Raw genomic sequence first — 12,153 nt, 5'->3', positions numbered from 1 at the left:
TCTCTATGATTCATCAATGGAGGGTACCATGACCACTTCGTTTTTTGTTGCCGCCGACTGGCTGGCTGAGCACGTTGATGACCCGGAAGTACAAATTATCGACGCCCGTATGGCGCCGCCGGGACAAGAACATCGCGATCTGCACGCGGAATACCGCGCCGGGCATCTGCCGGGCGCGGTCTTTTTTGATATTGAAGCCCTCTCCGACCACACCTCGCCGCTGCCGCATATGATGCCGCGCCCGGAAGCATTCGCCGTCGCCATGCGCGAGCTGGGCGTCAGCCGCGATAAACACCTGGTGATTTACGACGAAGGCAACCTGTTCTCCGCACCGCGCGCGTGGTGGATGCTGCGTACCTTTGGCGCAGAGCGGGTCTCTATTCTGGCCGGGGGGCTGGCCGGCTGGCAGCGCGACGATCTGCTGCTCGAGCAGGGAGACGTACAAAGCGCTGAGGGCGAGTTTGAGTCTACATTCCATGCAGAAGCAGTCAAACGACTAACCGACGTGCTGTTGGCCAGCCATGAAGGCTCCGCGCAAATCGTCGACGCCCGTCCGGCGCCGCGCTTCAATGCCCAGGTTGATGAACCGCGTCCTGGACTGCGTCGTGGGCACATTCCCGGCGCGCGCAACGTGCCCTGGGGCGATCTGGTGGTGGACGGTGAGCTAAAAACCACTGACCAGCTCGAAGCTATCTTTGCTCGTCAGGGTGTCGACTTACATCAGCCGATTATCGTGAGCTGCGGTTCCGGTGTGACGGCGGCGGTGGTCGCACTGGCGCTGGCCACGCTTGAGGCCGACGACGTAACCCTGTACGACGGGTCCTGGAGTGAATGGGGTGCCCGCGCCGACCTGCCGATAGAGCCTGCGCAGTAATGGATAATCGCCTGGCAACGCTGCTGACGCGCGGAGCATCCTTAACCCGCGCGGAGTATCGGGTGCTGGCGCATTTGACAGAGCATCCGCTGCTGGTCGGTAAGATCACCGTCCGTCATCTGGCGCAGGCGACATTTGTCTCCACGGCAACCATTATGCGGCTGTGTCAAAAGCTGGGCTTTAGCGGCTACAGCGAGTTTATCTGGCACTGTAAAAGCCTGCTGGCGGAAACGCCGCATATCGCGGCGCATCGCACTGAGTCCTGCGCGGAATTTCCCGAGCTGTTCAACCGCTTCATCGCCAACTACCAGCAGTCTTTTCAGTGGGCAACGGCGGACAAGCGGCAGCAGTTTACCCGCCTGCTGCGCGAGCAGGAGAGCTTCTTTCTCTATGGCGCAGGATTTTCTTATCTCTTTGCCGAGTACCTGACGAAAAAGCTGCAGGTGCTTGGCAAAACGGCCTTTATTTCCGGCCCGGGCGATAGCCGGAACATCTTTCTCAGTAACGCCGCGCGCTACCAGGTGTTTATCGCGGTGTCGCGCAGCGGCGAAACCGAGCAGGTGCTGGATAAAGCGCGTATCGCCCGCAACGTGGGCATGACGGTCGTCGCCTTCACCCGCGCCTCCGCCAATACCCTGGCGGGACTGGCGGATCTGCATTTTGCGCTGTATGACGAAGCCGCGCATTTTGCCGCCGAAGCGGCGGATATCACGTCATTTGAGTCCAATCTGGTACTGTTGATGGATTTACTGCTGCTGGAGGCGACGGGATAAATTTCCCCGCTCGTCGGATATTTCACGTTTTTCAGCCACAAAAAAACCGCCTGTAACAGCGGTTATTTTGTGCTGGTCCGGTTCGCGGCCTTTCCAGCAAGCTACATTGCTAAAGCAATGCAGGCACACCATAGTGTGCATCATAGTGGCTTTAAAATCGGACAAAGTCAAGGTAGTCACAAGAGTGACTATTTGGCTGTTGATGTATAATCCATCCCGGCCCTTTCCGCCGTCTCGCAAACGGGCGCTGGCTTCGGGAAAGGATGTCCCATGGCCGTAAATGCAGGCACACCATAGCGCTTGCTATCGCAACATTATCGCCAGCGGTGCTGCTGTGATGCGGTCTTCGCATGGACCGCGCAATGAACAGACGATACTTCTGTATCGTGCTGATTGTTACTGCCGTCTTGTTTCTTCGCACCGACAGCGAACGGAGTCCCTCCGTCAACGCTGTTAGCGTGATAAGCAACGCGCAGGGCAAGTAAGCCAGGATGCCGCCCTTCGGGGCGGCTTTCCTCGGGTCAGATAATCCGGTTCTGCTTAAAATCGCGCAGGAAGCTGCCCCAGCGTTTTTCATAGAACGGCGTGATGTGCGCCAGCATAAAGTGGCTGATGCCCTTCTCGCCTTCCACCACCTGGCAGATATCAATTGGCTCATCACCCGGCAGGGTGTCGGTGGCGACGCTGCCCGCTGCGTGGATAATCTCTTCGATATCCCCTTCCGCTTCAATGCCAATCAGCAGGTTTGGCTGCTCGTCCGCATGCTCTTTAATCGAGCACAGGAACGCGCGTTTGACCGTTTTCAGGGTTTTGAACAGCGTGGTGAGCGATTCCACCATCTGTGCCGGTGGCTCCGCCACTTCAGAAAGCAACAGCGCGCTACCGCCTTCCAGCACTTCCTGGGTGCTCAGCGGGTTACCCTCTTCACCAATCAGGTGGCTGATTTCACGCGGGGTGAACTCTTTGCCGGTCGGCAGTTTGGCGTTGAGGAACAGCGTCTCGCCGAGGGTCATTTCAAACAGCGAGCGTACTGGCATGACGACGAACGACTGCTCGATGGTTACCGCCTGTTTCAGGGCTTCCAGTGAGGTGAAGAACGGGATAACGGAGGTGCCGTCATCTTTTTCCCAGTGCTGTAGCTCTAAGGCGCTGTCGTCGACAACCTGCTGGTCATCGGCGGCGGCGCCGGGTACCCAGACGGTAGACTCCAGCAGGGTGCGGAAAAAGGCCGGGCGATGAGCAGGTTCCGTCGCCGCTTGTTCCAGCAGCGTTTCGAGTTCGTTTTTGGTTTCGGACATAGTGGTTCCAGAAGGTATGGGTATCTTCCCCTCACCCCGGCCCTCTCCCCAAAGGGGCGAGGGAGAAAACCGAACAGTCCCCTCTCCCCTTTGGGGAGAGGGTTAGGGTGAGGGGAACAAATTACTCGGCAGTCAACAGGTTAGCAATCGTCCGCACGCCCAGCCCGGTCGCGCCCGCCGACCACTGCTCAACGGCAGCTTTACGGTAGGTCGCGGAGCAGTCGATGTGCAGCCAACCTTCATGATAGTTTTCCACGAAGTGGGACAGGAAGCCCGCCGCCGTGCTCGCGCCCGCCGGGTAGGCCGCGCTGCCGGTGTTGTTCAGTTCAGCAAAGTTAGATGGCAGCTGGTGACGATGGAACTCAGCCAGCGGCAGACGCCAGAAGGCTTCATTTTCCGCACTCGCGCTCGCCAGCAGGCGGTTAGCCAGCTTATCATCAAAGCTGAACAGCGCGTGGTAATCATTACCCAGCGCGGTTTTTGCCGCTCCGGTCAGGGTCGCCGCATCGATAATCAACTCCGGTTTCTGCGCGCTGGCGTCAATCAGGCCATCGGCCAGCACCAGACGCCCTTCCGCATCGGTGTTCATCACTTCCACATTTTTACCGTTACGGTAGTGGATGATATCGCCCAGCTTGAATGCATTGCCGCTGATCAGGTTGTCCGCACAGCACAGGTACAGTTTTACGCGCTTGTTCAGACCACGGGTGATCGCCAGCGCCAGCGCGCCGGTCACGGTCGCCGCGCCGCCCATGTCGGACTTCATGGAGTCCATGAATGCGCTCTGTTTGATGCTGTAGCCGCCGGAGTCGAAGGTAATACCTTTACCGACCAGGCAGGCGTAAACCGGCGCGTCTTTATCGCCCGTTGGGTTGTAATCCAGCGCCAGCAGAACCGGCGGACGTTCAGAACCACGGCCTACGGTATGCAGGCCAGCGTAGCCCTGCTCGCGCAGATCTTCACCTTTGGTGATGCGATAAGAGACGTTGTTGCACGCCACACCGCACAGCAGATCTACCGCACGCTGCGCCAGTTGCTCCGGGCCTAACTCTTCCGCCGGGGCGTTGATGGTATCGCGAACCCAGTCGATGTAGGTCAGACGGTTATCCAGCTCCTGGCGCTGCGCATCGTCAAGCTCAGGCCATGCAACCTGACGGGTGCCTTTCGGCCCTTTGTAACCCGCCCAGAAAGCCCAGGCACGCTCAACGTCCCAGCCCTCGCCCGCCAGAGCGACATGCTTGATGCCCATACCGTCTATTTTACGCGCCGCGCGCTGAATAAGGCCCGCATCGTCGCGGCCGGTCAGGTGCAGGGTAATCCCTTCATCATTAATGCTATAGGCCGCTTTGTCACCCCAGCGCGCATCGGCTGGCTGGGTAGACAGGGTAATTTTCATCGCTTCTGTCATTTTATTTATCCTTATTAGCAAACGGGCCGCCGAATGGCAGCCCGTTAGATCTTTTGCTAAATGATTCGCGTTGCAGGAAGGAGGCAAGTGAGCGAATCCCCGGGAGCATAGATAACTATGTGACTGGGGTGAGCGAACGTAGCCAACGCACCTGCGGCGCGAATCATGACGCAAAAATTATTCTGCTTCATCCAACCAGACTAGCAGAATTGCCTCAAGAATTTTTTCATTTGATGCCTGAGGATCGTCATCAAAGTCTTCGAGGTCGCAAATCCACTGGTGCATGTCGGTGAAACGTACCGTTTTCGGATCGGTATCCGGGAAGGTATCGTAAAGCGCTTCACCGATTTCACGGCTATCAGTCCACTTCAGTCCCATACTATCCTCTTAGTGCTCGCGCGCGTGGTTAATTGTGTAACGCGGAATTTCGACCACCAGGTCTTCATCCGTGACGCGGGCCTGGCAGCTCAGGCGGCTATCCGGTTCCAGCCCCCAGGCTTTGTCCAGCATATCGTCTTCGTCTTCGGTGCTTTCCGGCAGCGAGTCGAAACCTTCACGCACGATGCAGTGGCAGGTGGTGCAGGCACAGGATTTTTCACAGGCGTGTTCAATCTCGATACCGCTACGCAGCGCGGCATCCAGAATGGTTTCACCGGTCTCAGCTTCCACAACTACGCCATCCGGGCACAGGTCCTGGTGGGGCAGAAAAACAATCTTTGGCATATTAAACCTCGTCCACGGATTGGCCTTTCAGCGCGACACGAACGGATTGGTCCATGCGGCGAGCGGCAAATTCCTGGGTTTGTTTGTCAACGTTTTTAATGGCTTGTTCGATGGCGTCAGTGTCATTGCCCTCAGCTACCGCGCTCAACGCCGCAGCGGCCTCGTCAATTTCCTGACGCTCTGCGGCACTTAACAGCGCGGCATCGGCGGCAAGCGCACTGTGCAGGCTTTCCAGCACGCGCGCCGCTTCCACTTTCTGCTCGGCCAGCATACGCGCTTTCACGTCCTGCTCGGCATAGCTCATGGAATCCTGAATCATGGTGGCGATTTCACCGTCGGTCAGACCGTAGGACGGTTTCACCTGGATAGACGATTCCACGCCGGTGGATTTTTCCATCGCCGTGACGCTCAGCAGACCGTCAGCATCTACCTGGAAGGTGACGCGAATGTGCGCACCGCCCGCCGGGAGAGCCGGAATACCGCGCAGCGCGAAGCGCGCCAGCGAACGGCAGTCCTGTACCAGTTCGCGTTCGCCCTGCATCACGTGGATGGACATCGCGGTCTGGCCGTCTTTAAAGGTGGTGAACTCCTGCGCGCGGGCCACCGGGATGGTGGTGTTACGCGGGATAACCTTCTCTACCAGGCCGCCCATGGTTTCGAGGCCCAGAGAGAGCGGGATCACGTCGAGCAGCAGCATTTCGCTGTCCGGCTTGTTGCCGACCAGAATATCGGCCTGCACGGCGGCGCCAATCGCCACCACTTTATCCGGGTCGATGGAGGTCAGCGGCGTACGGCCAAAGAATTCGCCCACGCGCTCGCGCACCAGCGGTACGCGGGTCGAACCGCCCACCATCACCACTTCCAGCACCTCTTCGGCTTCCACGCCCGCATCTTTCAGCGCACGGCGGCAGGCCAGCAGGGTGCGCTTCACCAGCGCGGAAATCAGATCGTTAAACTGTTCGCGGGTCACTTCGCCTTTCCAGCCAGCCACCTCAACGGTGACGCTGTCGGCATCGCTCAGGGCGATTTTGGCAGCGATGGCGGCATCAAGCAGCTCGCGCTGTACGCGGTTGTCGCTGCGATCGGCAATGCCTGCCTGTTCGCGAATGTAATCTGCCAGCAGGTGGTCGAAATCGTCACCGCCCAGCGCGGAGTCGCCGCCGGTGGCCAGCACTTCAAACACACCGCGGCTGAGACGCAGAATCGAGATATCGAAGGTACCGCCGCCCAGATCGTAGACGGCAATCACCCCTTCCTGACCGGAATCGAGGCCATAGGCAATCGCCGCGGCAGTCGGTTCGTTCAGCAGGCGCAGCACGTGCAGGCCAGCCAGACGCGCAGCGTCTTTGGTGCCCTGACGCTGTGCATCGTCAAAGTAAGCGGGAACGGTAATCACCACGCCGTCGAGTTCGCCATCAAGCGTTTCGGTGGCGCGCGCCGCCAGCGCTTTGAGAATATCAGCCGAGACGCGGATCGGGTTGAGTACACCGGCGTTGGTTACCAGCATCGGCAGGCCGTTTTCACTGGACTGGAACTGGTAAGGCAGGTGCGGGTAACGCGTCTGGATATCCGCCAGCGAGCGGCCCATCATGCGTTTTACGGAGCTAATGGTGTTGGCCGGGTCCAGCGCGGCGTTGGTACGCGCATCATAGCCGACCACGTGGCCCTGCGCCTGATAGTGCACAACAGAAGGCAGCAGGTGACGCCCCTGATTGTCGGCCAGCGTTTCCGCCTGACCGCTACGCACGGTAGCAACCAGGGAATTGGTGGTGCCTAAGTCAATGCCAACCGCCAGACGACGCTGGTGCGGCGCGGCGCTCAGACCCGGCTCACTAATTTGTAATAAGGCCATGTTAAGCTTCCAGAATCAGAAATCGAGCAGCTTTTCTTCGAGTAATTCAGCGCTGCTTTGGAGTTTATCGAGAAAACGCAGTTTACGTACGGTATCCGCCGCCGCGTCCCACGTCTGCGAATCAAGTTCCGCCACCATCTGCTGCTGCCGCTGGCTGTACATCGCTTTGATGCGCTTAAGCAGCGCTTCCAGACGGTCAGCATCTTTCGCCTGTTCAATCTCGTCCAGCTCTTCACGCAGCTCCAGCTGTTCCATCAGGAACGCGGTATCGCGTACGGTATGCTGTTCGGAGGCCAGATCGAAGCCGTGCAGGGAGAGCAGATATTCGGCGCGCGTCAGCGGGTGACGCAGCGTTTGCCATGCCTGGTTGATAGTCGCGGAGCGCTGGACCGCCGCGAGCTGTTCAGCTTCGCTGGCGCTGGCAAAACGGTCGGGGTGATTCTGACGCTGCAGGTCCTGGAAGCGTGCCGCGAGGGCCTGAGTGTCTACGTGATAACCGGCTGGCAATCCAAAGAGAGTGAAGTAATCCATGACGTTCTCAGGGTTAACTATTTAAAACAAACCCCACGCACAGCAGTGGCGCTATGGTGGGGTTGGCAGGACACAAAATCAGACGTTAAAGCTTTCGCCGCAACCACACTCGTCTTTCACGTTCGGGTTAGTAAATTTAAACCCTTCGTTGAGACCTTCTTTGACGAAGTCGAGCTGCGTGCCATCAAGAAATTGCAGGCTCTTACCGTCGATGACCACCTTCACGCCCTTGTCTTCGAAAACGGTGTCTTCTGCCGCCGGCTCGTCAACAAATTCCAGTACATAGGCCATACCTGAACAGCCGGACGTTCTGACGCCCAGACGCAGACCAAACCCTTTACCGCGGTTTGCCAGGAAGGTATTGACTCGCGCTGCTGCACTGTCGCTTAAGGTAATCGACATAAAAACCTCAACTCTTCTTAATTATTTTGCTTCACGTTTGCTTTTGTAATCCGCAATAGCGGCTTTAATCGCGTCTTCTGCCAGAATAGAACAGTGAATTTTCACCGGCGGCAGTTCAAGCTCGTCGGCGATATCGGTATTTTTAATCGCCTGTGCTTCGTCCAGGGATTTCCCTTTGACCCACTCGGTGACGAGGGAGCTGGAAGCAATGGCGGAACCGCAGCCGTAGGTCTTGAAACGCGCGTCTTCAATGATACCTTCATTGTTGACTTTAATCTGCAACTTCATCACATCGCCGCAAGCCGGCGCACCGACCATACCGCTGCCGACGCTTTCGTCGCTGTTGTCGAAGGAACCTACGTTACGTGGGTTCTCGTAATGATCGATTACTTTTTCGCTGTAAGCCATGATGAATTCTCCTTATCGGTACCGATTAATGATGTGACCATTCAATGCTGTTCAGATCCACGCCCTGCTTGAACATTTCCCACAGCGGAGAAAGGTCGCGCAGACGGCCAATGGAGTTGCGAACCAGATTGATGGTGTAGTCAATCTCTTCTTCGGTAGTGAAACGACCTAAAGAGAAACGAATGGAGCTATGCGCCAGCTCATCGGTCATGCCTAGTGCGCGCAGCACGTAGGATGGCTCAAGGCTTGCGGAAGTACATGCGGAACCGGAGGAAACCGCCAGGTCTTTCAGCGCCATAATCAGCGATTCGCCTTCAACGTAGTTAAAGCTCACGTTGAGGATGTTCGGTGCGCCCTGCTCAAGGTCACCGTTCAGGTAAACCTCTTCCATATCCTTCACGCCGTTCCACAGACGGTTACGCAGACCGCGCAGACGGGCCATTTCGGTCTCCATCTCTTCTTTCGCGATACGGTAAGCTTCGCCCATGCCGACGATCTGGTGAACAGGCAGGGTGCCGGAACGCATGCCGCGCTCGTGACCGCCGCCGTGCATCTGCGCTTCGATACGGATACGCGGTTTACGACGAACGTACAGCGCGCCGATACCTTTCGGACCATAGATTTTGTGACCGGAGAAGGACATCAGGTCAACTTTCAGCTGGCTCAGGTCGATAGGCAGTTTGCCCACGCTCTGGGTCGCGTCAACGTGATAGATGATGCCGCGCGCACGGCACATTTCGCCGATAGTCGCGATATCCTGCACCACGCCGATTTCGTTGTTCACGTGCATGATGGAGACGAGGATGGTGTCGTCACGCATCGCCGCTTCGAGCTCTTTGAGATCGATAATGCCGTTGCGCTGCGGTGCCAGGTAAGTGATTTCGAAACCTTCACGCTCGAGCTGACGACAGGTGTCCAGCACGGCTTTGTGTTCGGTTTTACTGGTGATGATGTGCTTGCCTTTTTTCTGATAAAAGTTGGCTGCACCTTTAATCGCCAGGTTGTCGGATTCTGTCGCACCAGAGGTAAAGACGATTTCACGCGGGTCTGCACCCACGAGGTCGGCAATCTGGTTACGGGCGATATCTACCGCCTCTTCAGCCTGCCAGCCGAAACGGTGTGAACGAGAAGCCGGGTTACCAAAGGTCCCGTCCAGGGTCAGAAACTGCATCATTTTCTCGGCAACACGCGGGTCCACCGGCGTGGTTGCGGAGTAGTCGAGATAAATCGGTAATTTCATTGCTCTTTAACTCCGTACATCACTCAATGCAAGGAGTCAGGCAACCGGCTGGATGTACGACCGCGTTGACGGGAGAGTGTCCCGGCCTGACTCTGAAATCTCATTGTTATCTATAACTCGCTCTGCGCAGTACCCAGCAGAGCGGTTGGATTATGCGCGTAACTTAACGTCGATTGCGTCTTGTACGCGAGTCGTGCGGGAGGTGTCGTGCGAGTGCTGACGGCCGGACACGTCCAGAACTTCCTGGTTGTTCACCAGTTCACCAAGGGTGATGTTGTTCAGGAAACCGGTCAGACGGTCGCTCAGATCGCGCCACAGAGCGTGGGTCAAACATTTATCGCCGCCCTGGCAGCCACCTTTCCCCTGGCAGCGGGTCGCGTCAACGGACTCGTCCACTGCGCTGATCACTTCGCCAACGGCGATATGGTTTGCTTCTTTACCCAGCAGATAACCGCCGCCTGGACCACGTACGCTGGACACTAAGCCATTTTTACGCAGACGGGAGAACAGCTGCTCCAGATAGGAGAGTGAAATTCCCTGACGTTCGGAAATATCAGCCAACGGCACCGGGCCCGCTTCGGAGTTGAGTGCAACGTCCAGCATCGCGGTTACGGCATAACGCCCTTTAGATGTCAGTCTCATGTCTTACTTAACCTCAAACTCGCCCCTGCCCGGGGTTTTTAATAATATTGTGGGTATTGCATAGCAGGAGCAAGTCTGACATTCCCGACTAAATCAGTCAACTATTTACTTGAGTGATTTAGTCAGGTATTTGACGTTCCGTGCGGTATTGATCTGCCGGATGGCGCTTCGCTTATCCGGCCTACTGGCCGCTCGAGTTGTAGGCCGGATAAGCGAAGCGCCATCCGGCATTTACGCGATTACTTGCCTTTGTTCTGCTGCTCAATAGAGGCCAGAATCCCACGCAGGATGTTCAGCTCCTGGCTTTCCGGACGCGCGCGGGTGAACAGACGACGCAGCTTGTTCATCACCTGCCCCGGATGGTTTTCACGAATGAAGCCCGTGGAGAGCAGGGTCTGCTCCAGGTGACCGTAGAAACGTTCGAGATCGTCCACCAGCGGGTACGGTGTTTCTTCGTGTTCCACCTTCGGTTCAGCGCTTTCCTGCGCCGCCAGCCAGGCCATACGCACTTCATAAGAAATGACCTGTACCGCCATCGCCAGGTTTAGCGAGCTGTATTCCGGGTTAGCGGCAATCGCCACGTGATAGTGACATTTCTGCAGTTCGTCGTTAGTCAGACCCACACGCTCACGACCAAACACCAGCGCGACCGGCGCGTGTTCAGCTTCAGCGACGCTTTTCAGACCGCATTCACGCGGGTCAAGCATCGGCCACGGCAGAGTGCGGGAACGCGCGCTGGTGCCGACCACCAGGCTGCAACCGGCCAGCGCTTCGTCGAGTGTGTCGACGATCTGCGCGCTGCCAATGACATCGCTGGCGCCTGCCGCCAGGGCGATGGCCTGGGAGTCTGGTTTCACCAGCGGGTTAACCAGCCACAGGTTGGTTAAACCCATGGTTTTCATAGCGCGGGCAACGGAGCCCATGTTGCCGGTATGGGAGGTTTCGACCAGCACGATTCGGATATTTTGCAGCATTGTCATTCTTCGTCTAAAGATTATTCGGCCATATTACCATAAAGCTGAGACAGAATCCGAATTCGCTGCTATGATATGCGCCGTTTTCCCGTTCTTTAACATCCAGTGAGAGTAACCTGATGCATCCGATGCTGAACATCGCCGTGCGCGCAGCGCGCAAGGCGGGTAACCTGATTGCCAAAAACTACGAAACGCCAGAAGCTGTTGAAGCGAGCCAGAAAGGCAGCAACGATTTCGTGACCAACGTTGATAAAGCAGCCGAAGCGGTAATTATCGACACCATTCGCAAATCTTACCCGCAACACACCATCATCACCGAAGAAAGCGGTGAACACGTTGGCGAAGATCTGGATGTACAATGGGTTATCGATCCGCTGGATGGCACCACCAACTTCATCAAACGTCTGCCACACTTCTCTGTTTCCATTGCCGTACGCATTAAAGGCCGTACTGAAGTGGCTGTCGTTTACGATCCGATGCGCAACGAACTGTTCACCGCCACTCGCGGCCAGGGCGCACAGCTCAACGGTTACCGTCTGCGCGGCAGCACTGCCCGCGATCTGGATGGCACCATTATCGCCACCGGTTTCCCGTTCAAAGCCAAGCAGCACGCGACAGCTTACATGAACATCCTCGGCAAAATGTTTACCGAGTGCGCGGACTTCCGCCGTTCTGGTTCCGCCGCGCTGGATCTGGCCTACCTGGCCGCTGCGCGCGTTGACGGTTACTTCGAAATCGGCCTGAAGCCGTGGGACTTCGCCGCGGGCGAGCTGATCGCACGTGAAGCGGGCGCGCTGGTTTGCGATTTCGTTGGCGGTCACAACTACATGATGACCGGTAACATCGTTGCCGGTAACCCACGTGTGGTGAAAGCCATGCTGGCGAACATGCGCGACGAACTGAGCGAAGCGCTGAAGCGCTAAGTTCATACCGCGTGTCATTAAGAAGCCCGTTCGCGGGCTTCTTTTTTATCCCCTTCCCCAGAATTATCTCTATTCCCGTTGCCGCCAAATCCGTCGTCTATACTT

At 57.1% G+C, this 12,153-nt stretch carries 15 protein-coding genes; 4 read left to right on the top strand and 11 right to left on the bottom strand.

What is annotated here, in order from left to right; genetic code table 11:
* The first annotated feature begins 28 nt into the window (after window positions 1-28).
* From sseA to timP, 3 genes are all read left to right on the top strand, one after another.
* Window positions 29-874: a 3-mercaptopyruvate sulfurtransferase gene (gene sseA, locus ACW14G_RS01240; RefSeq protein WP_249022894.1), complete on the top strand. Its 846-nt coding sequence runs from the start codon at window positions 29-31 to the stop codon at window positions 872-874.
* The gene (locus tag ACW14G_RS01235) at window positions 874-1,647 is read left to right on the top strand and encodes a MurR/RpiR family transcriptional regulator (protein WP_249022893.1); all 774 of its coding nucleotides are present in this window, start codon (window positions 874-876) and stop codon (window positions 1,645-1,647) included. Before sseA ends, ACW14G_RS01235 begins: the two co-directional genes overlap by 1 nt.
* A 350-nt stretch (window positions 1,648-1,997) precedes the next feature.
* A complete protein-coding gene (timP, locus tag ACW14G_RS01230) occupies window positions 1,998-2,132 on the top strand; it encodes a small toxic inner membrane protein TimP (protein WP_419058551.1) in 135 nt (44 codons plus the stop codon).
* A gap of 36 nt (window positions 2,133-2,168) precedes the next feature.
* Here timP and sseB read toward each other — a convergent pair whose 3' ends face one another.
* The 11 genes from sseB to trmJ form a co-directional block, all read right to left on the bottom strand.
* Window positions 2,169-2,945: an enhanced serine sensitivity protein SseB gene (sseB, locus tag ACW14G_RS01225; protein WP_249022892.1), complete on the bottom strand. Its 777-nt coding sequence runs from the start codon at window positions 2,943-2,945 to the stop codon at window positions 2,169-2,171.
* 121 nt (window positions 2,946-3,066) lie between these two features.
* Complete coding sequence (gene pepB / locus ACW14G_RS01220; RefSeq protein WP_249022891.1) at window positions 3,067-4,353, bottom strand: aminopeptidase PepB; 1,287 nt, start codon at window positions 4,351-4,353, stop codon at window positions 3,067-3,069.
* Window positions 4,354-4,530: 177 nt separating this feature from the next.
* Window positions 4,531-4,731, bottom strand: coding sequence for a Fe-S cluster assembly protein IscX (gene iscX / locus ACW14G_RS01215; RefSeq protein WP_064543522.1), 201 nt, complete (start codon window positions 4,729-4,731; stop codon window positions 4,531-4,533).
* A gap of 9 nt (window positions 4,732-4,740) precedes the next feature.
* Entirely contained in the window at window positions 4,741-5,076 is a 336-nt protein-coding gene (gene fdx / locus ACW14G_RS01210; protein WP_015963427.1) for an ISC system 2Fe-2S type ferredoxin, read from the bottom strand.
* Window position 5,077: 1 nt separating this feature from the next.
* On the bottom strand, window positions 5,078-6,928 hold the full coding sequence (gene hscA, locus ACW14G_RS01205) for a Fe-S protein assembly chaperone HscA (protein WP_163448283.1): 1,851 nt from the start codon (window positions 6,926-6,928) through the stop codon (window positions 5,078-5,080).
* Window positions 6,929-6,943: 15 nt separating this feature from the next.
* Entirely contained in the window at window positions 6,944-7,459 is a 516-nt protein-coding gene (hscB, locus tag ACW14G_RS01200) for a co-chaperone HscB (protein ID WP_249022890.1), read from the bottom strand.
* Between the two features lie 78 nt (window positions 7,460-7,537).
* The gene (gene iscA, locus ACW14G_RS01195; protein WP_004104506.1) at window positions 7,538-7,861 is read right to left on the bottom strand and encodes an iron-sulfur cluster assembly protein IscA; all 324 of its coding nucleotides are present in this window, start codon (window positions 7,859-7,861) and stop codon (window positions 7,538-7,540) included.
* A gap of 21 nt (window positions 7,862-7,882) precedes the next feature.
* Window positions 7,883-8,269 (bottom strand): Fe-S cluster assembly scaffold IscU, encoded by a 387-nt coding sequence (gene iscU, locus ACW14G_RS01190; RefSeq protein WP_005120408.1) that lies wholly within the window; start codon window positions 8,267-8,269, stop codon window positions 7,883-7,885.
* Between the two features lie 25 nt (window positions 8,270-8,294).
* On the bottom strand, window positions 8,295-9,509 hold the full coding sequence (gene iscS, locus ACW14G_RS01185; RefSeq protein ID WP_035891364.1) for a cysteine desulfurase: 1,215 nt from the start codon (window positions 9,507-9,509) through the stop codon (window positions 8,295-8,297).
* Window positions 9,510-9,659: 150 nt separating this feature from the next.
* A complete protein-coding gene (iscR, locus tag ACW14G_RS01180; protein WP_064543514.1) occupies window positions 9,660-10,151 on the bottom strand; it encodes a Fe-S cluster assembly transcriptional regulator IscR in 492 nt (163 codons plus the stop codon).
* A gap of 239 nt (window positions 10,152-10,390) precedes the next feature.
* A complete protein-coding gene (trmJ, locus tag ACW14G_RS01175; protein ID WP_163448285.1) occupies window positions 10,391-11,125 on the bottom strand; it encodes a tRNA (cytosine(32)/uridine(32)-2'-O)-methyltransferase TrmJ in 735 nt (244 codons plus the stop codon).
* A 119-nt stretch (window positions 11,126-11,244) separates the two neighbouring features.
* Here trmJ and suhB point away from each other — a divergent pair, with 119 nt between their 5' ends.
* Window positions 11,245-12,048: an inositol-1-monophosphatase gene (gene suhB / locus ACW14G_RS01170; RefSeq protein ID WP_163448286.1), complete on the top strand. Its 804-nt coding sequence runs from the start codon at window positions 11,245-11,247 to the stop codon at window positions 12,046-12,048.
* Window positions 12,049-12,153 lie beyond the last annotated feature (105 nt).

This window comes from Kluyvera sp., assembly GCF_965301105.1.
The sequence above is the reverse complement of the archived record's forward strand: the minus strand, read 5'-3'. Positions and strand labels throughout refer to the sequence as shown.